18 protein-coding genes, 1 tRNA gene and 1 pseudogene are annotated in these 26,128 nt (G+C 40.8%); 8 read left to right on the forward strand and 12 right to left on the reverse strand.

Annotated features, from left to right (window positions below; genetic code table 11):
* Nucleotides 1-15 precede the first annotated feature (15 nt).
* From OLM34_RS03810 to OLM34_RS03835, 6 genes and pseudogenes are all read right to left on the reverse strand, one after another.
* Nucleotides 16-2,574, reverse strand: coding sequence for an alpha-L-rhamnosidase (locus OLM34_RS03810; protein ID WP_264405367.1), 2,559 nt, complete (start codon nucleotides 2,572-2,574; stop codon nucleotides 16-18).
* An 82-nt stretch (nucleotides 2,575-2,656) separates the two neighbouring features.
* Nucleotides 2,657-3,856, reverse strand: coding sequence for a glycoside hydrolase family 172 protein (locus OLM34_RS03815; RefSeq protein WP_264405368.1), 1,200 nt, complete (start codon nucleotides 3,854-3,856; stop codon nucleotides 2,657-2,659).
* Nucleotides 3,857-3,936: 80 nt separating this feature from the next.
* Entirely contained in the window at nucleotides 3,937-5,142 is a 1,206-nt protein-coding gene (locus OLM34_RS03820; protein ID WP_413777187.1) for a glycosyltransferase WbsX family protein, read from the reverse strand.
* 349 nt (nucleotides 5,143-5,491) lie between these two features.
* Nucleotides 5,492-5,884 (reverse strand): transaldolase family protein, encoded by a 393-nt coding sequence (locus OLM34_RS03825; RefSeq protein WP_264405370.1) that lies wholly within the window; start codon nucleotides 5,882-5,884, stop codon nucleotides 5,492-5,494.
* A 19-nt stretch (nucleotides 5,885-5,903) separates the two neighbouring features.
* Nucleotides 5,904-6,215: pseudogene (locus OLM34_RS03830) on the reverse strand (alpha-L-rhamnosidase-related protein); the annotation flags it as partial.
* Between the two features lie 130 nt (nucleotides 6,216-6,345).
* The gene (locus OLM34_RS03835; RefSeq protein ID WP_264405371.1) at nucleotides 6,346-7,656 is read right to left on the reverse strand and encodes a glycoside hydrolase family 88/105 protein; all 1,311 of its coding nucleotides are present in this window, start codon (nucleotides 7,654-7,656) and stop codon (nucleotides 6,346-6,348) included.
* A gap of 446 nt (nucleotides 7,657-8,102) precedes the next feature.
* Here OLM34_RS03835 and lipB point away from each other — a divergent pair, with 446 nt between their 5' ends.
* The 6 genes from lipB to OLM34_RS03865 all read left to right on the forward strand — a co-directional run bounded on the left by lipB (nucleotide 8,103) and on the right by OLM34_RS03865 (nucleotide 14,766).
* Nucleotides 8,103-8,783, forward strand: a complete 681-nt coding sequence (gene lipB, locus OLM34_RS03840) for a lipoyl(octanoyl) transferase LipB (RefSeq protein WP_264405372.1) — start codon at nucleotides 8,103-8,105, stop codon at nucleotides 8,781-8,783.
* Between the two features lie 10 nt (nucleotides 8,784-8,793).
* Nucleotides 8,794-10,065, forward strand: a complete 1,272-nt coding sequence (locus tag OLM34_RS03845) for a DUF3472 domain-containing protein (RefSeq protein WP_264405373.1) — start codon at nucleotides 8,794-8,796, stop codon at nucleotides 10,063-10,065.
* Nucleotides 10,066-10,194: 129 nt separating this feature from the next.
* On the forward strand, nucleotides 10,195-10,710 hold the full coding sequence (locus OLM34_RS03850) for an SPOR domain-containing protein (RefSeq protein ID WP_264405374.1): 516 nt from the start codon (nucleotides 10,195-10,197) through the stop codon (nucleotides 10,708-10,710).
* 83 nt (nucleotides 10,711-10,793) lie between these two features.
* Nucleotides 10,794-11,552, forward strand: a complete 759-nt coding sequence (locus tag OLM34_RS03855; protein ID WP_264405375.1) for an MBL fold metallo-hydrolase — start codon at nucleotides 10,794-10,796, stop codon at nucleotides 11,550-11,552.
* 252 nt (nucleotides 11,553-11,804) lie between these two features.
* A complete protein-coding gene (locus OLM34_RS03860; protein WP_264405508.1) occupies nucleotides 11,805-13,082 on the forward strand; it encodes a hypothetical protein in 1,278 nt (425 codons plus the stop codon).
* Between the two features lie 100 nt (nucleotides 13,083-13,182).
* Nucleotides 13,183-14,766 (forward strand): OmpP1/FadL family transporter, encoded by a 1,584-nt coding sequence (locus tag OLM34_RS03865; protein WP_264405376.1) that lies wholly within the window; start codon nucleotides 13,183-13,185, stop codon nucleotides 14,764-14,766.
* 142 nt (nucleotides 14,767-14,908) lie between these two features.
* Here the strand turns inward: OLM34_RS03865 and OLM34_RS03870 are convergent, their stop codons facing one another.
* From OLM34_RS03870 to mscL, 3 genes are all read right to left on the reverse strand, one after another.
* Nucleotides 14,909-17,170 (reverse strand): TonB-dependent receptor, encoded by a 2,262-nt coding sequence (locus tag OLM34_RS03870; protein ID WP_264405377.1) that lies wholly within the window; start codon nucleotides 17,168-17,170, stop codon nucleotides 14,909-14,911.
* Between the two features lie 250 nt (nucleotides 17,171-17,420).
* Nucleotides 17,421-17,496 (reverse strand) — tRNA-Thr (locus OLM34_RS03875).
* A 358-nt stretch (nucleotides 17,497-17,854) separates the two neighbouring features.
* Nucleotides 17,855-18,277 (reverse strand): large-conductance mechanosensitive channel protein MscL, encoded by a 423-nt coding sequence (gene mscL / locus OLM34_RS03880; protein WP_413777189.1) that lies wholly within the window; start codon nucleotides 18,275-18,277, stop codon nucleotides 17,855-17,857.
* 318 nt (nucleotides 18,278-18,595) lie between these two features.
* Here mscL and OLM34_RS03885 point away from each other — a divergent pair, with 318 nt between their 5' ends.
* Both OLM34_RS03885 and tsaE read left to right on the forward strand, forming a co-directional pair.
* Complete coding sequence (locus OLM34_RS03885; RefSeq protein WP_264405379.1) at nucleotides 18,596-19,930, forward strand: NADP-specific glutamate dehydrogenase; 1,335 nt, start codon at nucleotides 18,596-18,598, stop codon at nucleotides 19,928-19,930.
* A 265-nt stretch (nucleotides 19,931-20,195) separates the two neighbouring features.
* A complete protein-coding gene (gene tsaE / locus OLM34_RS03890; protein ID WP_264405380.1) occupies nucleotides 20,196-20,618 on the forward strand; it encodes a tRNA (adenosine(37)-N6)-threonylcarbamoyltransferase complex ATPase subunit type 1 TsaE in 423 nt (140 codons plus the stop codon).
* Nucleotides 20,619-20,687: 69 nt separating this feature from the next.
* On the opposite strand, the gene rfbB is transcribed toward tsaE, so the two are convergent.
* From rfbB to gdhA, 3 genes are all read right to left on the reverse strand, one after another.
* Nucleotides 20,688-21,755 carry a dTDP-glucose 4,6-dehydratase gene (rfbB, locus tag OLM34_RS03895; RefSeq protein WP_264405382.1) on the reverse strand — a complete coding sequence of 356 codons (1,068 nt, stop codon included), beginning with the start codon at nucleotides 21,753-21,755 and terminating at the stop codon, nucleotides 20,688-20,690.
* A gap of 82 nt (nucleotides 21,756-21,837) precedes the next feature.
* Nucleotides 21,838-24,729 (reverse strand): PD-(D/E)XK nuclease family protein, encoded by a 2,892-nt coding sequence (locus tag OLM34_RS03900; RefSeq protein WP_264405384.1) that lies wholly within the window; start codon nucleotides 24,727-24,729, stop codon nucleotides 21,838-21,840.
* A 20-nt stretch (nucleotides 24,730-24,749) separates the two neighbouring features.
* Nucleotides 24,750-26,087, reverse strand: coding sequence for an NADP-specific glutamate dehydrogenase (gdhA, locus tag OLM34_RS03905; protein ID WP_264405385.1), 1,338 nt, complete (start codon nucleotides 26,085-26,087; stop codon nucleotides 24,750-24,752).
* Nucleotides 26,088-26,128: the final 41 nt, after the last annotated feature.

A 26,128-nucleotide genomic window follows, 5' to 3' on the forward strand; every position in this document is an offset into this window, starting at 1 on the left:
ATGAAAATGTTCGGGTTATAAAGCTTTTTGGAAAGCATATTTTCCACTACCTACTTTTTTACAGGTTTTTTCATTTGGCAAATAGACTTTGGCAGAACAACCGTTCGGAATAGAAATATTCATTGTGAAGACGTTATCTTTGACTTCCCAATCTACTTCAATGGTTCCGTATAAAGTAGTATAAGAAGCTTCAACAAATTTTAAATCTCCTACTACCCGGGGGGCAATGATGATGTTTCGAAATCCGCTATAGTCTTCTTTATCAACTGTAATTCCGGCCAACGATTTATAAAACCATTCTTCGATCTGTCCCATCATAAAATGATTCCAGGAATTCCCTTTTCGAGGGTCCCATTGTTCGGTTAAAGTGGTTGCACCGAATTGTACCTGAAAGCCATAACCGGGAACTTCTTTATGATTATGCATTTTATACATGATTTCATTCAATCCATTATCGGCTAACACCTGAAATAAATATCTGTTACCGACATCTCCTGTTGTTAATTTATAGTTGTGTTTTTCAATGTCTTTAACCAAATTATCGAGAACGGCTTGTTTATATTGAGGATCAACCAGTCCGGCATACAGGGGCATGGCATAAGAGGCTTGACTTCCTGTTCCGTATCGGGCTGTCTCGGGATCAAAAAACGCTTTGTTGAAAGCTTCTTTTACTTTTTCCTTCAAATCGGTATAACAGGCAACATCGTCTGTTTTGCCAAGCATAGCCGCGGCTTTTGTCAAATAATCGATATCCATGTAATAGTGGACGGTTGCCGATAGCGCAATGGGTGTATTTCTCGAGGGTCCTGCGGGAAACTCTTCGCTGAAGTCGTACCAATCTCCCAAGCCATGCGAAACCAAGTGATTTTTGGCAGTAGTCGACAAATAATCGACGTATTTTTTCATCACGTCGTAATATTCGATTATCAATGAATGATCTCCATAGTATTGGTAGTACATGAAAGGTAAAATAACAGCGGTACTTCCCCATTCGGGTGAATCTCTGAATCCTCCTTCAAAAATAACATACTCCGGGGCAATATCGGGTACCAAACCGTTTGGGAGTTGGGCATCGCGAATGTCGCGCATGATTTTTGGAGCAAAAGTCGTTAAATTGAAGTTGAAAAACAACCCGGGACCATTTAAGTGCACTTGTTCCAACCATCCTAATTTTTCTCTGTGCGGGCAATCCGTAAAAACCGCCTGAAAATTGCTTTTCATGGCGTTTACGATAATTCGGTGGGCATCGTTAAAAATGGAGTTGGAGCAATAAAAATGTCCGGTTTGGGATGCCGAATTATAGACAAAGCATGATTTTATATCATTTATGACAGGCAAGTCGCGGTCGTCTTTACTGTTTTTCATTTTCGCGCCTTCTACCTGAATATATCGATAACCGTAATAAGAAAAGCGCGGATGCCAAATTTCTTCACCTTCCCCTTTCAACGTGTATTCATAGTAATAAGGAGCCCCCGACTGGGATTGGTTGACCGATCCGTCTTCCTTCAGGTTTTCTCCAACGATCAATCGGATTTTATCTCCTTTTTTGCCAGATACCTTTATCAATGGGAATCCTGAAAGATTTTGCCCCATATCGAGTGTATAAAAATTTTCTTCCTTTTTGATCTCTTTGATGGGATAGGTTTCCATTATTTTAACAGGTGGAGCAGTCTGTGGAGTTAGTTTTCCTTTTGGAGGTTCTTGTATTACTACCTGTTGCCACTCCGAATCGTCAAAACTACAGGTATTCCATCCCTTTTGCTCTAATCGTGCATCATAGTCTTCACCTCCGTACATGTCGTTAAAAACGATGGGACTAAGGGAATATTTCCAACTTTCATTTGAAACGATTTCTTCTGTCGAACCATCTTCATAGGTCAATTGCATGTTGAAAAACAAGGTGGGAGGTCCGAAACTAACTTGCATTTTTACGTAACGCCCTCCCTGTTCGTTATAAAAACCGTTTCCTAACAGAACGCCTATCGTGTTCTTGGTTCCGATATTTTCTGTGACATCGTAGGTATTGTAATATACTGTTTTATCGTAATCGCTCCATAAAGGGGAAAACTGATCATTGCCAACCTTTTTTCCGTTCAATGAGAGTTCGTAATTCCCCAACCCACAGATATAAATGATGGCACTTTTCACTTTTCCATGGGTATCAAACGATTTTCTCAAATAGATGCTTCTTTTTGAAAGTGGATGCGTTTGCTGCCATTTTTTTGCCGCTTCCGAGGTAACGGCCAATGCATGATAATTGCGACCTTCGGGAATATGGGCATCTTCTTTTTTTATGGCCCCAATCCATTGGGCTTTCGATTCAATATTTGAAGGCGATAAAATGAATGTTGCTATGGCGTAAGCCGATTGTTGCACATCCTTGTTTTCTACAGACATCAGTTGCCATCCAAAAGAGGGTGTTTGCGAAGACACTAAAATGGGATTTGTTTGGTAATCAGATGTAAGATACGCAATTTTTGCTTTATCTTTGTTTGAAGCGCAGGCACCTCGTGAAATAACCGCAACAAATAATATTGTGGCTATAAATCGATAATGCTTTGTTTTTATTTTCATAAGTTTTATAAGATTTTTAAGTGCATAATCGTTCTATTCATCATCATTTTAGTTGTAAATTTGAATAATTTCTTTCATTCACTTATTCATTACCCCATAAAGTTGGGCTATTGCCTTTTGCCTTGCGCCATGCGTCGCGCCATTTGTGGATTTCCGAAGGGCCGATAAACGGCATCAATTTGCGTTGTTCTTTTGTGGGAGCCGGGGGCAACATCACGGCTTTGTCCTGATACCAGTAGGCTACCGATCCCAAATCGAGCGTCAGATTGTTGTTGTGACCGTGTTCGATGGTCCCTTTTATTCCGTTTTCGAAGAAAATGGGGTCATGAATAAAGAAACGATACAAATGGGTTCTTCCGAGCCAACCTACATCGTTGTTCACCCGGGGATAGCCGAAAAACAAACTTGTATAAGGCTCTTTGGGACACCATGAGGTATTGAAAAAATCTTCTGTCCCGGTACCGATCAGCGAAGGTATTTGTTCCCCGTTAATGAACCACATATCATCCCCTTCGCCGTACCACATCGGGGTAGGAGAATGCACATAGTAATTGATTCCCACGAAATGCCCTTTGCCTTGTGTTTCGATAAATAGATAATTTTCGGCACCTGTAGGATTATTCTCTTGAGGTCCGAGGGTACCCCATTCGTTTTCGCCCTCCGGCAAGGCATTTGTCAGTTTGTGATTGTACCAGGCATGAAAACGTCCCATCCCTTCGGGTAATTTATCCGTTTCGAGATAATCGACATAAAAATAGAAAGCATCGATATTCCGGTTGGTTTGATTCTCTATTTCGATGCGTGCTCCTTTTTCGAAAGGCATGGCAAAGTAACAGGAGAGTCCGGTGCCGTTTACGGGTCCCGCATTCAGCGGAAAGGAAGAATAATTGTACTGTTCGTTCCATCCCTGACCAAAAAAAGGACCGATAGGCGATTCTACCGAGGGGTATTCGTTGCCATCCCAATACATTCGCAGGATAATGTCGTTTCTGCTCAGTTCGCCGGGAGGTGGGGCAATGGTAATCCAGATGTGGTTGATGACTCCCTTTCCCGATATTTCGGCAATGGTACGCTTTTCCCCCGCTTTGATTCCGGACACATTATCGGCGTTGCCGCCTGTCCGATCATAACTGCTTATCCGCCTGTTCCTTACTCCGCTTTTTATCTTTGCCAAATCGAACAATTCTCCCGACATTTCATTCTGTGAGAATAATCCCAAACTGAAGAAGAGAAAAAACAGAGCAAAAACGTTTCGTTTTTTAACTAATAATACTGTTTTCATATGTCTTATTATTTTTAAAGGGTCAAATTTTAATTTGCGCAGGTTTTTATTGATATTTTAAGATAGATACAGCTAATTTTTTAGTCGTCTTTATTCCCAAAAACTTTTTTCACGGCTTTCAGATAGCCGAATCCATTCAACATATCGGGTAACAAATAGCTACCTTCCACCCACTCGTTCCAAGCATTTATGGTAATGAGCTTGGGTTGGTCGGGATGGTTGTCTGCATATTCTTTTGCCTTGAAAAGCAAAGCGGCAAAACTGACAGGCGTGTTATGATAATGTACCACATCTTTTTTTCCTTTAGCCGGAAACCTTGGAGTATCGTCCCACCCGATAGAAACGCATGGGAATACGGGGACATCCAAAATAGAATCCATTTGTGCTCTTATTTTTAGCGAATTGGCACCGTACACCAAATAATCTTCATCCAGTCCTCCCATATTGTACATGGCCACACTGTTGAACCCCATATCTTTCACTCTTTGAGAGAATCGACCGGCTGCATCTTTCGACATAACGGATCCTCCGCCCTGATTCCATTGGATGTGCAAATCGGGGAAGCCGGCTTGTTTTACTTTTTCTCTGAAATAATCCAATGCTTTGCGCGTTTCTTCCAAACTTCCTCCAAAACTTTCCAGCAGATTTTCTATGCTGAAAATGGAAAATACCGGTTTGCCGTCGATTTTGAAATAGTTGGGTTGTTTAAAATATTGGTTAATCACTCTATCGACAATAATTTTAAAATTCTCCCAATCGACTGCACCATCCCAAAGCAGGGAATCATCGTCCTTAAATTTATGCACGTTCCAGTAGTTTCGTTTCAGGTCATGGTTAGCCCACATGATGTAGAACTGCATTTTCGAATTGTTTTTTGCTTTCAAAAATCCGTCATTCAAAGCACTTTCCAAAAAAGGCCCTCCATCAAACCAATACCAGTCGTATACAAAAACATTGACACCATGATTGACGGCAACGTCAATCCACTTCTCTACCACCTTGGGATTGTTATCCATTTCATATCCCCACAAAGGCAGACGAGGTTGATAATGTCCGTCAAAGCGCGGCGTTCCTTTTTTTATCACTTCCCATTCGCCGATTCCTTCCGGCCAGAGCATGTTGCCAAACCGCTCGTCATAGTGACAGGATGGCCAAATATAAGCTGCCACAAAATATCGGCTTCTTAAATCATTAGTGTTCTTCTTTTCCTGGGGATAAACCTCAAAAGCAAGATTACTTGCTAAGAGCAAACTGAGTAAGATTGAAAATCTGAAATTGTTGTTCATTATGTTTATTATTGGTTAGTTTTTAATGCACCCCTATACCATTCCATCACTGATATGTTCAAGACCAAGAAAATATTGCATCTTCTTTTTTTTTTCAGAGAACTTCAAAGGGATCCTCAGGTTCGCCATCATTTTTACCCACAGATTATCCGGATTAAGTTTGCTTTCAAAGTTGGCATGAAAATCGAAAATTGACAACTGTTTTCTGATTTTCACTTGAGCATAACCATAAGGTAGTTGAGACAAATTTACTCGAAACTTTGTACTTTTACCAACAAAACATAAATTACAGGGTTGAAATCACAATAATTTATGATTTTTCAGAAAGTCTTATATTAGAACCGGTTTATTATGATAGGATGATGTGCCTGATCCGTTCATCCAATTGGGCCTGATCAGAGGCGAAACTGGCTAGACCGGCCAGGTCTTCTAGTTGCCGGTAATTCCGGAGACTGGCCGCGATCAGCCGAGTAGGTTCCGGATTGTTTTTGGTCAGTTTTGTTACCCATTTTTGCGAAGCCAGCACAGTTCTTTCTCCGGCGCCTGAACCATCGCCTAACCCGTTATCGCTGATATAAGCGCCAATTCGTCCCAGAAACACGTTCTGGTAATTGGGCTTGGTGATCGCTGCCACCAACACATTCTGCCGGGCTGAGAATTCGAGTGTGAAATTAATTTTTACACCTTTCTCCCGGAGTTTGCGGGCGCCTAACAGGCCTGCGGCCGTATAAGGTACTTTCACGATAAACTGATCGTGGCAGATTTGGAAATAAGGTATCAAGTCCTTGTACAAAATTAGGTTTTAATACGATATTTTTAAAGCCCGGCTGATTTTCGTCAGGGAAAATACCTCCCAATGCTTTATAGTACCAGGCGTTGATTTCTCCAAACATGATATGATTCATGGAAATGTCGCTTTTGGCATCTATAGGCCAATTTTCGTAGAAAGTAGTTGCGCCATTTACAATCCACCATCCCCATGAAGGAAATGTTTCTTGAGAAGCTACCTCATAGGCCAATTCGGCATAACCGTTTTCACTTAATGCATTTAGAATTGTTTTTGACCCCAGTAGCCGGTGCTATACGCATGTAATTGTAAACAACTTGGATTTACAAAAGTAGCGATTCTTCCCATCGTAGGGTTACAGCCCTGCATCGTTGTTCCTTTTTCTTTTTTTCTCAAACGGATTGGTTATTATGTGCTTATTTATTGGAATATCGATTTTCCAAAAGGGCGATCATTTCAGCACCGGCTAGTAAAACAGGACCATATCCATGTGCAGCATTTACGCTTACAGGGCGATCATAATAAAAGGCAGGATAAAAAGCCAATCCGGTTCCCACACAGGTGTTTTCCACTTCCCCTTGGGCATTGATCATGGTTGAAACAGCTTTCCATGCCGAACGTGCAAGCGGTTCATAGACCAGCGGATCCACCCATCCCTTATTTATGGCATGTGCCATGCAATAAGTATACATGGCAGTTGCGCTGGTTTCCAAATAAGAATCGTTTCGATCGAGCAGTTGATGCCATGAACCTTTACCGGACTGCAAGGTAACGATACTCCTCAGATGTTCCAGAAACAAAGCCATGATTTCTCCGTATTGCGGGTGATTTTCAGGTAATATGTCCAACACATCGCACATGGCCAGCAATGCCCAACCATTGGCACGTCCCCAAAAGAATGAAGGGTGTTCTTTCATCGATTCTATCCATCCGTGACGGAAAAGTTTCATTTCCGGAATCCACAGCTTTTGTTGGAATAATTCGATTTGTAAAGCCGACTCGTTGTATAAGGTATCGGTAAAAGTCGGATTGTCTTTTTCAATCAGCTTTCCCATATAAGTAAGGATAGGAATGCCCATGTACATATCGTCAAGCCAAACCGAATTCATCATGGGCCTTTTCCTTGCAAGAAGGCGGTTATACAGACGGTATTCTTTATACATGACGAAATTGAAGGCATTGTCGATAACGGGACGCAACAGGGGGCTCAATTCCGGATTCGCCAACGAAGTTTTAATCATGGCCGCACCCATCGATCCGCAGTCGTCCAGCCATTTTGGAGTGATTAATGCGCGTAAGCCACTATTCCCGGTTTTGTCGTTGATTATTTTGAAATAGGGATACGTTTCACCGATCAGCCGCATGCGTTCAAATACATAGTCGGCATATTTTCTGTCGTTTGTAATTTCAGCTACCCGCAACATGCCCGAATAGGTCACTCCCCATTCGTAAGTAACCAGTCCGAAACGACCTTCTTCGAACTTGCTGTTCGCATCGATTTTTCTGTAATCGGTAATTTTATTTCCGGTTTTATTGTCAATTATTGCGGCCGGCGTATTTGTATCCAAAAATGTGAATACCCTGTCTAAGTCTGTTTTGATTTGTTTTTTGAATTGGGTAGCTTCTTGAAGTTGCTTTTCTGAGGGAGGAGCCGGTTGTGCCAGTACTTGTAGGGATAAAAATCCGCATACAAACAACAATTTCCCCTTGTAGTTCTTAATCTTCATATCCATTAATTTTATTTGCTTATACTAAATTTACGAGGATGTGCCTGTTACGGCACATCCCCGTTTTTGATTATTTTACCTTATCAAACGGCTGCGTGAATTTCTAATAGCCGGGATTTTGCATAGCCTTTTTTTCTTCTGTACTCAGCGGTTGACCTTTTTCATTATTGTTATTGCCAATATTTATTATTTTGTTTTCTTTACTATTATATTGATTTTGATATTGATATTGATAAAATTACGAGTAATGCTTTTCCCCGGTAAATGTTTTTATTTGTTTTTTCTAATTTAAACATGTCAAAAATAGATAACAGAAATTATTTCGGACTGCAATATTTGACATAAATACTGCAATATTTGACATTTAACACCATTAATTTATTTTTCACTGTTTTGGACGTGCATTTGAAGATACGTTATACCCTAAAATTGTTTATTTTTGCACTATGCAAAAGATAGATGAGATTATCGATCTGGGTACGATTGCCTATGCAGAAGCATGGGAATACCAGCAAAAACTTTTCGATAAAGCGATCGCTCAAAAACAACTCGGGGTATCAACAACTCAAACGCTGATTCTTTGTGAACATCCTCACGTAATAACGCTGGGGAAACACGGAAATTCCGACAACTTGCTTTTACCTGTGGAAAATCTTCGTAAGAGAGGAGTAGAATTTTTTTATACCGATCGCGGAGGGGACATTACCTATCACGGACCGGGGCAATTGGTGGTTTACCCGATTTTCGATTTAAATGCTTTTGAAATGGGTCTTAAATCGTATATTTTTAATCTTGAAGAGGTTATTATCCGGTTATTGAATGATTATGGAATAAAAGCGGAACGAATGTCGGGGGCTACGGGCGTCTGGCTGGGAGCAGATTCCGACAAAAATGTGCGCAAAATTTGTGCGATAGGGGTGCGCAGCAGCCATTTTGTGACCATGCACGGATTGGCTTTGAACGTCAATACCGATTTATCCTATTTTTCGTTGATCAATCCTTGCGGATTCACAGAAAAAGGAGTCACTTCCATTCAAAAAGAATTGAATTCGGGTTGTCTCAAAATGGATGAAATCAAAAATCGAATCATTCATTATTTTTTTGAAATATTCGAATCGAAAAAATAGTAAATAGAAAATGAAGAAAAATTTATCTGTTTTTTTAGTCCTTACTTTTTTAAGTATTGGTTTTATTTTTGCTCAAGATAAGAGTTATGAAGTAAAACTCAGTGGAAATGCGTATGTGACTTCTTTCCCTTCAGGAGCAGCCATAACGACAAACGGGTTGGAAAAGTGGATAGACAGCCGTTCTGTAATTCAAACATATATCTATTTTTCCCAACCTCAAACGATCAAATTGTCAATAAAAGGGAATACAAAAGGACGTTCTACTTATTTGGTTTCTTTTCAAAACAAGAAAGTCAAATTGGAGGTAAATAATAACGTTGGGGAAATTCCTGTAGGAAAATTTAAAGTTAAACAACCCGGTTACTATCCTGTGACATTGCAGGGATTACGAAAAACAGACGACAAATTTGGGCGGATTGTTTCATTTATGGTACAAACAAATGATGAACAGTTGGTTTATGTTCACGATTTTTCGGATTATTGGGGGAGGAGAGGATCTTCTGTTCATTTGAACTATTCTTTGCCAACGGATACCATCGAGTGGTTTTATAACGAAGTCACTGTTCCAAAAGAGGGTGAAGTCGTGGGAAGTTATTATATGGCAAATGGTTTTGGAGAAGGATACTTTGGTATGCAGTATAATTCGGAAAAAGAACGAAGAATATTATTTTCCGTATGGAGCCCTTTCGATACCCAGGATCCGGCATCGATACCGGATAGTCTTAAAATAAAGGTGTTGCGTAAAGGTGAAGGTGTACATATCGGAGAATTCGGAAATGAAGGCTCCGGCGGCCAAAGTTTTTTGAGATACAATTGGAAAGCGGGCACTACGTATAAATTTCTTACACAAGTAAAACCCGATGGTAATGGAAATACCATTTATACGTCTTATTTCTTTGCAACGGATGAAAATCGTTGGCGATTAATTGCGAGTTTTTTACGCCCTCACACTCACGTTTATTATTCTCATGCACATTCGTTTCTCGAGAATTTCATTCCGGAACAAGGATACCTTACACGTCACGTATTTTTCGGGAATCAATGGTGCAGATCAAAAGCAGGGGAATGGATAGAGGTAACCGGTTCAAAATTCTCTTATGATGCAACGGCAAAAGCCGGTGTGCGACTCGATTATGGAGGAGGATACGATGAAAAATCAAATCGTTTTTATTTGAAAAACGGTGGTTTCTTCTTCGAATCAACTCCTTTTGGATCCATATTCAATCGAAGAGAAGAAAAGGCGCCTCCCACTATTCCTTTTAATGAACTCGATGCATTGTAGAGATTTGATCATGATAAAGAAATCTTTTAATTTATTTTCACACGTAGAATCATCGTTTTTCTGTTCTTCTTTTTATCTTTGCATGTATTAGGAACGCGTATTTGGTTAAACAACTAAAAATAACACACAATGAAAAGATTATTCCCGTTGGGATTGACATTTATCGTCATGCTGGCTTTAACTACCTCCTGTAAACCCAAACAGAGTGCCTACAAACAAGTATATGAAGCCGCAAAAGAAAAAGAAATGCAGGAAGCTGCATCGCAACCGACAACTGTGGTTAAAGAGGCTGCATCGCTTCCACCTGTTGAAGTGTCGGTAAGAAAAGAAAAAGTTGAACCGGTTTATGCATCGGATGCTTCCAATCTTAAAAAATATAGCGTCGTTATCGCTTCGTTAAGCGTAAAACTCAATGCCGAATCGTTGAAATCGCGAATGGAAGCCGAAGGTTATCCGGTTATCCTGGCACAAAATGAACAGGGCATGTATCGGGTAATTGTAGCAAGTTACGACGACAAAGAATCAGCTGTTGCCAAACGAGATGAAATTTATCGTAAATATTCGGCTAAAGGAGATTCCGAGTATTTGAGAAAAACATATGGCATACCTTTCAATGATCTTTGGATTTTGGAAAGACAGTATTAATGAATAGCATTATTCAATGACGGAAAGCTATCCCGCAACATAAGCGAGGTAGCTTTTTTTGTAAGAATAAAAAAATTACAGGCATGATTGTCAGATTTTTAGGAACGGGCACTTCAACCGGTGTGCCCGAAATTGGATGCAAATGTGAAGTGTGTACTTCAATTGACAAAAGAGATAATCGACTACGTGCATCGGTACAGGTCAGGGTTGACGATAGAAATATAATCATCGATTGCACTCCCGACTTTCGCCAGCAGACGTTGAACCTTCCGTTTCGGAAAATAGACGGGATGCTCATCACTCATGAACATTACGATCATATGGGCGGTATTGACGATCTCAGGCCCTTTAGCCGGTTTGGAACGGTTAACCTCTATGTTGAACCTAATGTGGCACGGGCACTGGAAATGCGTATGCCTTATTGTTTTTCAGCCAATAAATACAGGGGAGTACCGGATATTGCACTACACATAATTCACGACCTGTCTCCTTTTCTGATTGATGGCATCGAAATTATTCCTATTCGGGTAATGCATTATAAAATACCTATTTTGGGATACAGAATTCGCAATTTTGCCTATCTGACCGATGTGAAATATGTGCCGGAAGAAGAAATACCTAAATTGAAAAATGTTGACACATTGGTTTTAAGTGCTTTAAGAAAAAAGGAACATTTTTCACATGAAAATTTGGATGAGGCTATAGCATTAGCCAAAAAAATCAATCCACGAATTACATATTTTACTCATATGAGTCACCAGATGGGTTTGCATAGCGTAACGGAAAAACAACTGCCATCCGGTATGTTTTTTGCTTACGACGGCTTGGAAATTACAATCTGAATAGCTATGCGAAAATGCAATAAAATAAGGTCTCTAAGTGATTTTTTTGTTTTTTAACGGGTTTCATGCAGCTTTTTTTTATATTTATCGTCTTTTAAATAAAAACGAAAGGGGAAATTGCTTCAAGTTCAGAAAAAGAGTAATATATTTGCAATGTACATACCTGCCCTAATAGAGGAATATATTAAACTTTTGAGGAAATAATTGGTCAAAGATAAAGAATGAGGAGAATATTAAAATAACGAGAACACTATGAAAACAAAAAAATTAATAATTGCAGGTTTGTTGGCTGTGATTCCTATCTTGGGTTTTACGCAAGAATGGGATGATATTTATGCCGATCCTTCTCAAACTTCGCAAAAACAACAGATAAATAAAGAAAAACCACAACCTCCTAACAAGAAAATTGTGGTGGTAGAAGGAGATGAGTCGAAACTGGAAGTTAAAAGCATCAGCAGGGATGTTGATGAATACAATCGAAGAGGAAAGGAAACAGAAGAAATTCTTGTTCCTGAAAGCGAGAACGAATACGAAGATTACGAATATACCGACAGAATAGTGAAATACCATGATCCGGAGTCTGTAATCAAAATCACGGGAGCAGACAAGATAACGATTTATACCGATAATGAGCTTTATTCGGATTATTACGATAAACGTTGCTGTGATCCAAGATGGAATTGCCGATATTGCTATCCGTGGTACGATCCATGGTATGATCCGTGGTTATATGGCTGGTATGATCCATGGTATTATGGGAGCTGGAGATGGAATTTTTACTTTAGCTGGTATAGCCCGTGGTACTATGGCGGGTATTCTCCATGGCACAGCCCATGGTATTACGGTTGGTATGATCCATGGTTCTATGGTGGCTGGGGATATCCCTATTATTGGGGATACGGAGGTTATTACAGCGGATTTTATGACGGTATATATGTTGGCGTAACTCAAAATCGTTTCGGCCGAAGCACTGCTACTTACAGATCAAGTGCATCAGGAAGAAATACAACGGCGGGATTATCGGGTTCAAGAAGCGCAGGCACGCGTTCTACAACCGGAATTTCCGGCAGATCTTCGGGTAGAAGTTCCGGTAGCGGTTCAGGAAGAAGTTCAACAATCGGATCGACAACCCGTATTATTGATAATTCCGGCAAGGTTTATGATTCACGAACCGGCGAACAAGTGGAAAGACGGGGTGCTGTAAATCGTTCAAGCAGCGGCACAGAAACAACACGTTCGGGTAATACAACCTACAACCGAAGCTCCTCTTCTTCTACACGTAGCAGCGGAAACACCTACCAACGCTCTTCGTCATCCTCAGGCAGGAGCAGCAGCAATTCGGGAACATACGAGACACCTTCACGCAGTAGTTCTACAAGAAGTTCCTCGTCAAGTGGTTCCACCTACTCTGCACCAAGTAGAAGTTCTTCCGGTTCTTCTTCAAGCAGCGGAAGTTCATCTTCGAGAAGTTCCGGATCGTCAAGCAGCGGATCTTCGAGTGGCAGAAGCAGTAGTGGCGGCCGCCGATAAATATAAACAATATAATCACGAGTGATGACTACCTTATCGATAACTGATAACACATAAAAAAGGAATGATGAGGTAGTCATTCTATTAAATGAGTACAACGATGAAAAGATTTATTAGTCTCTTTGTGTTTGTTTTGATTTTTTTCTCTTATTTGTATGCACAAGGTGAAGTTGAAGCAGGCAGAATGTCGCGAAACGACCTTTACGGAACGGCTCGAAGTATGTCGATGGGAGGAGCATTTGGTGCACTGGGTGGAGATCTCACCGGGGTTTCCATTAATCCGGCAGGGATTGCAGTGTACCGAAGCAGTGAGGTAGTAGGAACTGCCGATCTTTCCCGGGAAAGATCCAATGTCGGGGATATTTCGAGGGATAAAACCTCTTTTAAAATGGATAATATGGGATTTGTGGGTTATTTTCCATTGAGAGGTAATACTATCCCGTTTATCAATTTCGGATTTGCCTATAATAAAGTTAAATCTTTCGATAAAAAGATTGCGGCATATAATGGTGAACCGGCTTCTTCTTTAATGGATTACATAGCAGATATTTCCACACATGAAAATGTGGATCCTGCAAAACTTGATTTCAATTTAACGAAAGATCCGTTTAGTTCAGGAGCTCCATGGTTAAGTGTGTTGGGATTTAATTCATACTTAATTGATGATTATCAAGACGAACAGGGATACTTTTATCTCCCATTGCATCAGGAACATATAACTAATTCGTTGGAGTTGGTGGAAAACGGTTCGGTTAACAATTACGATTTTACCGTGGGAACAACATTGGGTAAAAAAATAAACGTGGGACTTACCTTGTCCGTTACAGATATTTATTATAATCTATCTTCCCGCTATTCGGAAGAATTTGAGAGGGGTGAGAGTGCCGGTTTCGATTTAAGAAATTATCTCACCACCGAAGGAGCCGGTGTAGGAGCAAAAATCGGCGTTATTTATCGTCCGGTCAACGAACTGAGAATCGGTGTGGCATATCATACGCCGGTGTGGTGTTCCCTTACCGATACCTATTCTGCAGAAATGGAAGAAAATGTGACTGAATATGTTATCGACACTTATCCCGATTATGAACCCGGGAAAACTTTTTCCGGCTTATATGGTCACGATTATCGTTTCAAAACTCCCGACAAGTGGGTGATGAGCATTGCCGGTGTTATTGGCAACAAATTCATTGCCAGCCTTGATTATGAGCTTGCCAATTATCAAAATATGAAATTTAAGGGAGAGGTAAATGAACTTGATGCCGAAAGCATGTACGACAATGATAATCGCTATATTTCCGAAGATTATGAACCTGCTTCTACCGTCAGGGTGGGATTGGAATACCGGTTCACGCCTCAATTTTATGGAAGGTTGGGATACGCATGGATGCAAAATCCATATGATGCCGAATACAGGGAAGGTACCAACATCGACAGGGTTACCGCTATTGCCGGTTCCACTACGATTTACCGTATTGAAGGTGATGCCTCTTATTTCACGGGCGGATTGGGATACCGCCTCAGTCGCAATTTCTATCTCGATTTGGCATTCGTATATAAAACCCAAAAGGATGACCTTTATCCTTTTCCGACCGTATTCGATTCAGAGGGAAGTCCTCTTATTAACAGATATTCCCTCGAAAACAATAACATAAAAGGGTTGTTGACGTTAGGATATAAGTTTTAATATTTTCCTCCTTTCTAAATGAAAAGCCGGACATTTCCTCAACGGATTATTGTCCGGCTTTTTTGTTTAGTATTTTTGAACCTTATGCCGTTACCACTGATGTTGGGTAGGATCTTACAATTATTCGCCTGAGGCCTTTTCTTTATAATTCTACTTTTAGCGTTACACCGCATTGCAACGGCTTGCCTTTCTGAAAGAACCGATTCCCGAACGATTCAAAGTAAAAGGTGTTATAATTGGTGTTCAACAGATTTTTTCCCCATATTTCGAGCTCAAAATTGTTTTTGACCAAACCAACTTTAGCATTCACCGTGTGATAAAATTGTTGAGAAAGGGAATTGGCTTCGTCCCAATATATTTTTCCTGTTCCCATATATTGCACATTTGCCGTGATATGGTCGATAAATGCATTGTTGAAAAGATGGGTATATGTTCCGTTCAGGCATAAGGTATTTTGGGGAGCATAGGGAACGAAATTCCCTTTGTAGTCCACTTCTTCGACAGTATTCCCGACTTTAACCGAATCGGTGTAATTTTCGAAAACGGCATGTGCATATCCGTAATTGACATCCAGACCGAATCCTTTACCTAAATTGGTTTGTAGCGAAACCTCCATTCCTTTGCTGGTTACTTCACCGGCATTGGTGATCATTCGTCCGTTGCCACTCGGAACAAATTTAGTAAGTTGCATATCGGATATATCCATGTAGAAAAGGGAAAGATGCGTTTTCAGCCGATGGTTGAAGAAAGCCGATTGATAACCGATTTCGTAATTCATGCTGTGCTCCGGTTGATAGGCTATAGCGTCAGCGACATTTATTTTCGTAGCGGCAGGATTACCGGAATTCATTAATTGCGTTTGCATCAAGTCGGAAAACATTTGGATATTGAAACCGCCGGTTTTATAACCTTTCGATACCGTTACATAGGCAAATTGACGGTCGTCCCATGCATATTTCAATGCAACCTTGGGTAAAATTTCCGAAAATTGCAGGGATTCCTTTCCTTGCAGGGTATCGGCAATGGAGAGAGGGATGGTTCTGGGGCCCATTTTCATGTTAAGATTCAACTTTGAATGGGTGGAATAGTCCAACTTGGTCTTTTCGAAATCGGCACGTAGACCTGCCGTAACCGAAAGTCCGTCGACTAATAGATGATTGTAGGTCGATTGGTGAAATAATGCACCTCCCCATGTCGTTGTGTTAAAATTGCCGGGGATGTTCATAACGGTATCGGTGATGGTCATTATAGGTGCTCCCATTGCAGCAGCCCGATCAAAAACCGGTTGAAGAATGTCGGTTATTCCATCTTTTTTAAATGCTACCGGTGCATCCGTATCTAAATATTGAAGAAAAGTAGTCAACCCAAAACTCCATTGGTAATTGCTCGTTGTTTTCGACCGTATGGCGATTTCTTCGTTTAAAGCCTGTTGTTTTTGGCGTTGATTAAGCGAAAAATACGATTTCGGAGAAAAGTCCTGATCCATTTTCATGTCATCCGAAAAATACTGATGTGAAGTGGATGAGGTCAGCTGTATTTTATCGGTCGTATATTCGAGCAACAGGCTATTATTCACCATCGAGCGCCCGTAGCTGTTGTCGTCGTTATAGTTGGGCAGGGCAGTAGTACCCGTCGAGGGGTCATACAGGCCATAAGGATAAGCCCGCTGATCTACATAGTCGTAATTAAAAATGTATTGCGTCCGGAAATTCGGAGTGACGAGCCATTCGATTTTTGCCCTTCCACCTGCTGAGGTTTTATTATCGGCTTTTTTGTGGTTGTAAAGATTCGTAAAGAATCCATCGACATGGTTGTAGTAGCCGCTTACCGACCAACCAAGATGTGCGTTGATTTTGTCGTAATAGGAGGCTTGAACTTTTGCAAGACCGTAATTTCCCCCTGTTACAGAAAATTTGGTTCCCTGAAAATCGAAAGGTGAAAGGGTATAGATATTTACTATTCCACCCAGGGCATTGCGTCCATAAAGTGTACCTTGCGGCCCGCGTAAAATCTCGATCTGCCGGATATCGTAAAAATCAAAATCGAAGGTCGATTTTTCAAAATACGGAACATTGTCGACATATAAAGCCATGGACTGTCCTGAGCTGCGGGAACCAACACCGCGGATATAAGGTACGGTTGACATGGCTGAGCCGTAATCGGGGATGAATAAATTGGGAACAAATACACTTAAGTCTCTGATGGAATTCAGTTGCGCACCGTTTATAGTATTGGGCGTAAGGGTTGTGGAAGAAACAGGCATTTGCTGCAGCATGGTTTCTTTGTAAGAATAAACGTTTACTTCATCCAGATGAATCACTTTCAATGAATCTTTTTGTTCCTCGTCTTCCGCTGATACAATCAAGGGAAACGATAAGAGAACCGCGATTAAAATTTGTTTCATTTTTATTGGGTTTAAAACAAGTGAAAAAAGATGTATGTTTTCATTCCAATCTTCTCCGGGAAAAACGAGAAGGTGGCGATATATCGTTTTTGATTTGCAAAAAATGGATGAATGCATGCATTTTAAATAAAACAAAAATAAACTCCAATTGGTATAAGCGTTTGAATCAAGAATCGTGAAAGAATTCTTGTTGACTTTCAAAACATTCAACCGGAGAAAAGAGTGTTGTTTGAAGATTGGAATAAAAAAATGGAGCCTTTTTGGGGACTCGAACCCCAGACCTATTCATTACGAATGAATTGCTCTACCAACTGAGCTAAAAAGGCAAAGCTTCTTGATTGCAGATGCAAATGTATATAAAATTTTTGAGATAATTACCGTAAAGAACAGTAAAAAATGGGATTTTTGACCCAATAAGTTTTTGTTCGATAGATGGGCTTGCCGACCTTTTATCGCTTCTCCTTCGCTCCTTGTTCGCTCTTCCTTCGCTTCAAGGCAGGGACGACAACATCGGATTCCGCGAAACCGATGTAAAGCAAACCTATGTCTTTGCCGCATGGAGAGCGGGATGCAGAGGCGAAGCCGGTGCATACTTTATGTGAAGAGGGTGCAAGCCTGATGCAAGCATGGAGCGAGGATGGTACGGCCTTGGTGCGAAGATGGTGCGGAGATAGGACGATACATTTAATTGCTTTTTTTCAACAGATCTCGAATTTCCGCCAGTAGTTTTTCTTCGTTGGTCGGTTGAGGAGCAGGTGCCGGTTTTTCTTCTTTCTTGCGACTAAGCGAATTCATTGCTTTAATTACAAAAAAAATGGCTGTCCCAATAATGAGAAAATCAATGACGGTTTGAATAAAATTGCCATAATTCCAGGTAATAGCCGGTGTAGCAATCTCCGTACCTTCGGTCGCTGCTTTCCTTAAAACAATTTTTAAGTCCGAAAAATTGGTGTTCCCCAAAAGTAATGAAATCGGCGGCATGAGGATGTCGTTTACAAACGAAGTTACGACTTTGCCAAAGGCTGCGCCAACCACAATACCTACTGCCATGTCAACTACGTTTCCTCGCAGTAAAAATGTTTTCAATTCGGATGTAAGGCTCATAATGTTTAAAATTTAAATGTTTAAGGTTTTTATTCATCACAAAGAAAAGGAAAAAATCGAATTAATGAGGTAAATTTGGGCGAATTTAACGCACAAGAGGAACTTTTTCAAAAGACAACGTAACGATTGGAGGATTGGAACATGAAAATGTATCGGGGGCGGGGACACTTGAATTTCCTTTACAAAAATCTAAAAAAATAGGATATTTTGTAACATTGTAAAATAAAAATCGGGAAAATATGTCATTTATGAATATTTTTTGTATTTTTGCTGCTCTATTTGATTATTCAATATTGTTTTATTTTTAAATTATTATTTTCAATGAAGACTTCAGCGGTTATCGACCAATTAAAAAGGCGTTTTCCTAACGAACCCGAATATTATCAGGCTGTTCAGGAAGTATTGGAATCGATTGAGGATGTGTATAATGAGCATCCCGAATTTGAAAAAGCAAATCTTATTGAGCGTTTGGTTATCCCCGATAAGATCCATTCGTTTCGGGTAACATGGGTCGACGATAAAGGCAATGTGCAAACCAACATGGGATATCGAGTTCAACACAATAATGCTATTGGTCCTTATAAGGGAGGTATCCGTTTCCATGCATCGGTAAATTTGTCTATCCTCAAATTTTTAGCTTTTGAGCAGACTTTCAAAAATGCGTTAACTACTCTTCCGATGGGCGGTGCCAAAGGTGGGTCCGATTTTTCTCCGAGAGGAAAATCGGATGCAGAAATTATGCGTTTTTGTCAGGCTTTTGTAGAAGGCTTGTGGCGCGTGATCGGTCCCAATATGGATGTACCTGCCGGAGACATTGGGGTAGGAGGTCGTGAGGTGGCTTATATGTTTGGAAAATATAAAAAACTAACCGGTGAATTTACCGGCGCTTTTACCGGTAAAGGTATCGAATTTGGAGGTTCGTTACTCCGTCCGGAAGCCACCGGTTATGGGAATGTCTATTTTTTGAACGAGATGCTCAAGACGAGAAATATAGCGCTTAAAGGAAAGAAATGTTTGGTTTCCGGTTCGGGAAACGTAGCACAATATACCTGTGAGAAACTTCTCCAGATGGGAGCAATTCCTGTTACCTTATCGGATTCGGATGGCTATATCTATGATCCGGATGGGATTGATGAGGAAAAACTCAAATACGTGATGGAATTGAAAAACATATATCGCGGGCGTATTCGTGAATATGCCGAAGAATACGGATGCAAATATGTTGCAGGAGGACGTCCGTGGGGTGAAAAAGCCGATATTGCGTTGCCTTCCGCTACACAGAATGAGATCGATAAAGAAGATGCGGAAAAACTGGTTGCAAATGGTATATTTGCCGTTTCGGAAGGTGCCAATATGCCTTCTACTCCTGAAGCAATTGAAGTATTTCAAAAAAATAAAATTTTGTATGCTCCGGGAAAAGCAGCCAATGCCGGTGGAGTATCGGTATCCGGATTGGAAATGACGCAAAATTCAGAACGGATCAGTTGGACAGCAGAACAAGTGGACGAGAAACTGAAATGGATTATGCGTAACATTCATGAAAATTGCGTGAAGTATGGTACAGAAAACGATGGATATATCAATTATGTGAAAGGTGCCAATATTGCCGGTTTTATGAAAATTACCAAAGCAATGATGGCACAAGGAATTTTGTAATCGGGTAAGTTATTGTTCGCCGATTTCAATTCCAACCAATAAAAGAGGCTGTCTCAACATAGAAAAATGAGACAGCCTCTTAAAATTAAGCGATGATGCCGGAGGAAGAAACCAATCATGGAAATTCTCCGACACAATCGTTTTACAATGAAATTAAAAGCCTTACTTTTGTGTTATCATAAAAATGAAAAACGTATTGCAAAATCAGGAGGGTGAGAAATAAATGCATAATTCACGAAAAATTTCTCTTCAAATCAAGCCAAAAATGAATATAGAGATCAACGATATTTCGGAAATTCCACAGGCAGCCCGTCAGTTTTTGTCGGAAATGGGCGAGAGTAAAGTCTTTGCTTTTTATGGTGCGATGGGAGCAGGGAAAACCACCTTTATTAAGGCTGTGTGTGAAGAGATGGGTGTGCGCGAAACAGTTACCAGTCCTACTTTCGCGATTATCAACGAGTATCATACCGATAAAGGCGATACGGTGTACCATTTCGATTTTTACCGCGTCAATAAGCTTGAGGAAGTTTTCGATTTTGGGTACGAAGATTATTTCTATAGCGGCAATTTGTGTTTTATAGAATGGCCGGAATTAATCGAACCTCTTCTTCCGCCTGATGCCGTTAAAATTGCCATCACCGAAACCGAAGATGGCAGCCGAATTGTTAAGACCCTTGGAAACGAATAACGCTACGGGTTCTTATGGTTTTGTGGACAATCGGTTATCGAAATCGTCTTATAAATAATACGCAATTTCCTATCGGCTAGCGTACATTTCTTCATAGTAACGCATGTAGTTGCCGTCTGTGACATTTGCCAGCCAGTCTTGATTTGAGAGATACCAACGGACGGTCTTTTCGATCCCCTCTTCGAATGTTAAAGAGGGTTTCCACCCGAGTTCGTTTTTCAGTTTCGATGAATCGATGGCATAACGCAAATCGTGTCCTGCACGATCGGTAACATAGGTGATGAGCTTTTTGGATGTACCTTCGGGGCGTCCCAGCAGTCGATCGGTGATAGAGATGACAATGTTAATCAAATCGATATTTTTCCATTCGTTAGATCCCCCTATATTGTAGGTATCACCCGGTTTACCTTTATGAAAGATTAAATCAATGGCGCGTACGTGGTCTTCTACATAGAGCCAATCGCGAATGTTTTCTCCTTTTCCATAAACGGGAAGCGGTTTGTTATGGAGAATATTGTTGATGATCAATGGAATCAGTTTTTCGGGGAACTGATACGGACCGTAGTTATTGGAACAGTTGGAGATAAGGGTTGGCAAACCATACGTATCGTGATAGGCGCGAACAAAATGATCGGATGAGGCTTTGGATGCCGAATAAGGCGAATGGGGATTATAGTTGGTTTCTTCGGTGAAGGCGGGATCGTCAAATTGCAAAGCACCATAGACTTCATCGGTGGAAACGTGATAAAAGCGTTTTCCGGTATAGTCGGGCTTCCACGCTTCTTTGGCAGCCTGCAACAAATTGAGTGTACCAATTACATTGGTTTTGGCAAACGAAAACGGATCGGTTATGGAACGATCGACATGGCTTTCGGCTGCAAGGTGAATAACCCCGTCGATACGATATTTTGCAAAGATCTTTTGCATATCCTCAAAATCGCAGATATCGGCTTTTACGAAAGTATAGTTGGCCTTGTTTTCCACATCTTTCAAGTTTCCCAAATTACCGGCATAGGTAAGTTTATCGAGATTTACAATATGATAATCGGGATGACGATTCACCATCAAACGTACCAGGTGAGAACCGATAAATCCGGCTCCTCCGGTAATCAGGAGGTGTTTTTTGTAGTTGTCCATATGAAAATGATTCATTTAATGTCTCGGCAAATATACGCATTAGCAGGCATATTTGAAACATATTTTTTGATAAATCGGTTTGTTATCGCCCACATACTTCTTTAAAAGTACACCATTGACAATTTTTTTCCTGTTTTGTTTGTGTAAACGGTATATTTTCATCGAAGATTTCCTGTAAACAAGCATTAAAATGTTCGGTAAATTCGTCAAAAAAACAAGAAATATCTGCTATCTTTTGTTTATTTACGGTAATCGAAGGATTAAAATTATTGAATATCGATCGTAAATAATATAGGGCAGGAAAAATCGTGTGGTTTGGATTTTCTTTCGCAAAAAACAGGGCATACACAAAAACCTGCAAAATATGCTCAGGGCGGTTACTCTTTGACGAATCGAATAATTGAGCAATGTCCTTAAAGTTGGTTGTTCCACTACCGGTTTTGTAGTCGATGATCCGATATCCGTCTTCTATTTGGTCTATTCGGTCGATGCTTCCTTTGAAGTTGACCGATAAATGATCTGCAACGCGATAAATGCTGTTAAATTTATATTCTGCTCCAATATATCGAAACGGGGCAAACTGTTTATCTGATTCCAGGGTTTGTTTTACATAACTCCGCAATATTTCGCCTATCAAAAAATGCTGCCCCTGCAATGGTTGAGGATGGTCTTTATCTTTGAAATAGTGTTCAGCAAAAGCTTTTTCGATCAATTCGGTCAGATATGCATCGTTTTTCGCTAAAGCGGTCAGCGTATCGGGTGTTACCGTTTTTCCGATAAAACGGCGATAAATTTTTTCCATCAAGCTATGATAAAGGATACCGAAAATTTCAGCCTCAACCGATTCCTGAACTTCTTCTTTCGTGGATAATTCTTCTAGGGCAGAAAAGTAAAATTGCAATGGACATGTGATGTAACGATTGATTAAGGAAGCCGACAGATATTTATCGCCTCCTGCTTTAAAAGCATCCAACTTTCGCAACACTTGGGGCGTTTTTGCCATCGTAATTGGTGAATTATCAGGGGCACTCACATCGTAGGTCAACACGCGTTCATTAATATCGAAATAATTGTTGTACAGATATTTCAATTGATAAAAGTAACGACTTACTTCACCGGTTTGCAATTCTTCTGTACGGGTATCGTAAAGCATGAATATCCGTTTTGCACGGCTGATCAACCGATAGAAATGATAGGCATATGTACTTTCTTGATGTTCGTAAGTAGGCAATCCGAAGCCTTTGCGCAAGGTAAAGGGAATAAATGAACCCGTCGATTTTTTCAAGGGGAAAACACCTTCGTTCATCGATAGCAAAATGAGATTTTCAAAATCGAGAACGCGCGTTTCCAATACCCCCATGATTTGTAAACCCGATAACGGCTCACCGCTGAAGGGTACACTCAGGTGTTGTACAACTTGTTTCAATAGACGAAAATAAGTATCAACAGACAATGTTTTAACTTCGGCAAGGGTTTCCTGTAATCGGGTAACCGATTTATAATATTGTACAATGAACTCGCGTTCCAAGTCGCCGGAGTGTGTCTGATTATCCGGCTCCTTATTGTTTTCTTTCGAGTTTTTCTCTTCGGTCAAACGATTATAGATAAAAATCAAAACCGACTGCAAGTATTGGGCAATTTCTTCCCATCGGATGAGGGGCTTGAAAATGAGTTGCAATAACGGATGATCCGGAATCTCGGATTCGGTTATTACCATCCGGTTATTGTCCGTAATGTGTTTTTTGAGAAATTCAGCTTCATTTTTTGCCGAAATCGTGATTAACGGATGATGGAGAATGGCAAGTACACAACGGTAATAAAAAGCAGTTTCGTCTTTCGATTTTCGGAGATTACGCTGCAAATCGGCCAAGTGTTCGATAAGACTTGCGATGGATGAATGCGATAGGCCATACCCCATGGTTACGTTTATCTTTTTGATATCCTGAGGAATGGCATAGAGTACCGGTAATAGCAGGTTTTCGTCGGGCAAGATGATTGCCGTATGGATGGCTTCTTCAGGATCGAGGGCTCCCGATGCAATAAGTTGGGAAAGAATAGTACCTGCTTGTTTTGCTTGACCCACGGCCGAAGGAACGCCAATGAGTTCAATTGTTTGTTTTTCTTTTTCGGGCGTTTCCGATTTTACGCATTCTTCGATGGATGAATGGGAGGGAAAACGCCATAAATTATTTGTCATCCAATAAGAAGCCTTATTTTGTTTGTCGCTGACGAAAGGCGAATCGTAATCCCAATAAAAATCGGCAACCCCACGATTTTTAAGATATTCCAACAAGACGGTTTCTGCCGGCGTTAAAGCATTTAATCCCACAAAAACAATATCGTTGAAAGGGAGATGCATTTTTTCTTTTGCATTGGTGCGTTCCGCAACTTCCCGAAACAACATTCCTTCATATGCATATTCCTTTTCGTGCAAGGTATTACGAAAAGCCGTATAAAGCTTGAATAAAATCTGCCATGTTTCTTGAAATTTTTTCTTGGTATCGTTGCCTTCTGCAGGCATAAAATGTTCCCAAAAATTGCGGATGGCCTTTATTTGTTGCTCAGAAAGATACGACATGTCGGCCTCCAGCGATTTCAGGTCTTGCACGTTACGGAAAAGTTGTTCGGCATCGATCAAGTATTTGTCGACATCATTAAAATCGTCCAGCAACATTTCGCCCCAATATAGAAAATCATCGAACGACTCGTCCGATCGGCTGATAGCTGCATATTCGTTATATAATGTAACGAGCATGCCGATCCTGTCGCCGGGTTGATACGGCGAGAGTATTTCAAACAACTCTTGAATGGTGAGAATAGTAGGGGAGAACAGCGGCTTCCCGGAAATATCGGTTAAATATTTTTGAAAAAAAATACCTGCACGACGGCCGGGGAAAACAAAAGTATGCTCGTGCAAGGTATTTTTGTATCGGTTATAAAAATGTTGGGCCAGCCGATAAAGAAACGGCGTCATCGATATTCCTTATTTTTTGGTTAGATTACTCCTTGCGCCATCATGGCATCGGCTACTTTCATAAATCCGGCTATACTAGCCCCTTTCACATAATTGATATATCCGTCTTTTTCTTTTCCGTATTTCAAACATTGTTCGTGGATGTTGGACATGATATAACGCAATTTTTCATCCACTTCTTCTGCCGGCCAACTCAAATGCATGGCATTTTGCGACATTTCCAGTCCGGAAACTGCCACGCCACCTGCATTCACTGCTTTGCCCGGTGCAAACAACATATGGTTTTCGAGAAACAAATCGACGGCTTTTTCCGTGCACCCCATATTGGATACTTCAGCCACACACAAAACGTTATTTCCGATGATATTACGTGCATCATTTTCGTTCAGTTCATTTTGAATGGCGCAGGGCATGGCAATGTCAACTTTCTGTTCCCAAGGACGTTTGCCCGGATAAAATACCGCTTCAGGGAATTTATCGACATAGGGTTTTACGATATCGTGGCCGGAAGCGCGAAGTTCCAACATATAATCGATTTTCTTTCCACTGATGCCTTGAGGATCGTAAATATAACCGTCTGGACCGGAGATGGTTACCACTTTTGCTCCCAGTTGGGTTGCTTTTAAGACTGCACCCCATGCAACATTACCGAAACCCGAAACAGCAACGGTTTTCCCTTTAATATCCATTCCTCGTTCCCGTAACATTTGCGATACGAAATACAATGCGCCGAAACCGGTAGCTTCGGGACGAATAAGCGATCCGCCGTAAGATAGCCCCTTTCCGGTGAAAGTTCCTGTATTTTTGCGTGCCAGCTTTTTGTACATGCCATACATGTATCCGATTTCACGAGAACCTACGCCGATATCGCCCGCCGGTACATCGGTATCGGGACCGATATTGTGCCACAATTCCAATATGAAGGACTGGCAAAAGCGCATGATTTCTCCATTTGAGCGTCCTTTAGGATTGAAATCGGCTCCACCTTTGCCGCCACCCATCGGGAGAGTAGTCAAGGCATTTTTAAAAATTTGCTCGAACCCAAGAAATTTCAACGTGGAAATCGAAACGGAAGGGTGAAATCGAATCCCTCCCTTATAGGGTCCTATGGCATTGTTGAATTGCACCCGATAACCCGTATTCACATGAATATCGCCCTGATCGTCTGTCCAGGGAACCTTAAATATAAAAATACGGTCGGGCTCCACAAGTCGCTCGAGAAGGCATTCTTTTTCATATTCGGGATGTTCGTCATATACCTCTTCAATAGAAGGAAGTACTCCTCTGACGGCTTGCAAATATTCCTTTTCGTTGGAATACTTGGCTTCGAGTTGTGCCATGATATCTTTAACTTTCATATTCCAAAAAATATTCGTTATTGGGCAAAGGTAGGGATTAA

The sequence above is a fragment of the Anaerorudis cellulosivorans genome (assembly GCF_025943985.1).
GTDB lineage: Bacteria > Bacteroidota > Bacteroidia > Bacteroidales > Dysgonomonadaceae > Anaerorudis > Anaerorudis cellulosivorans.

Bases quoted from the DNA above. Each gene is read 5' to 3' on its own strand.
- OLM34_RS03810 (WP_264405367.1), bottom strand. From the start codon at position 2,574: ATGAAAATAAAAACAAAGCATTATCGATTTATAGCCACAATATTATTT.
- OLM34_RS03815 (WP_264405368.1), bottom strand. From the start codon at position 3,856: ATGAAAACAGTATTATTAGTTAAAAAACGAAACGTTTTTGCTCTGTTT.
- OLM34_RS03820 (WP_413777187.1), bottom strand. From the start codon at position 5,142: ATGAACAACAATTTCAGATTTTCAATCTTACTCAGTTTGCTCTTAGCA.
- OLM34_RS03835 (WP_264405371.1), bottom strand. From the start codon at position 7,656: ATGAAGATTAAGAACTACAAGGGGAAATTGTTGTTTGTATGCGGATTT.
- lipB (WP_264405372.1), top strand. From the start codon at position 8,103: ATGCAAAAGATAGATGAGATTATCGATCTGGGTACGATTGCCTATGCA.
- OLM34_RS03845 (WP_264405373.1), top strand. From the start codon at position 8,794: ATGAAGAAAAATTTATCTGTTTTTTTAGTCCTTACTTTTTTAAGTATT.
- OLM34_RS03850 (WP_264405374.1), top strand. From the start codon at position 10,195: ATGAAAAGATTATTCCCGTTGGGATTGACATTTATCGTCATGCTGGCT.
- OLM34_RS03855 (WP_264405375.1), top strand. From the start codon at position 10,794: ATGATTGTCAGATTTTTAGGAACGGGCACTTCAACCGGTGTGCCCGAA.
- OLM34_RS03860 (WP_264405508.1), top strand. From the start codon at position 11,805: ATGAAAACAAAAAAATTAATAATTGCAGGTTTGTTGGCTGTGATTCCT.
- OLM34_RS03865 (WP_264405376.1), top strand. From the start codon at position 13,183: ATGAAAAGATTTATTAGTCTCTTTGTGTTTGTTTTGATTTTTTTCTCT.
- OLM34_RS03870 (WP_264405377.1), bottom strand. From the start codon at position 17,170: ATGAAACAAATTTTAATCGCGGTTCTCTTATCGTTTCCCTTGATTGTA.
- OLM34_RS03885 (WP_264405379.1), top strand. From the start codon at position 18,596: ATGAAGACTTCAGCGGTTATCGACCAATTAAAAAGGCGTTTTCCTAAC.
- tsaE (WP_264405380.1), top strand. From the start codon at position 20,196: ATGAATATAGAGATCAACGATATTTCGGAAATTCCACAGGCAGCCCGT.
- rfbB (WP_264405382.1), bottom strand. From the start codon at position 21,755: ATGGACAACTACAAAAAACACCTCCTGATTACCGGAGGAGCCGGATTT.
- OLM34_RS03900 (WP_264405384.1), bottom strand. From the start codon at position 24,729: ATGACGCCGTTTCTTTATCGGCTGGCCCAACATTTTTATAACCGATAC.
- gdhA (WP_264405385.1), bottom strand. From the start codon at position 26,087: ATGAAAGTTAAAGATATCATGGCACAACTCGAAGCCAAGTATTCCAAC.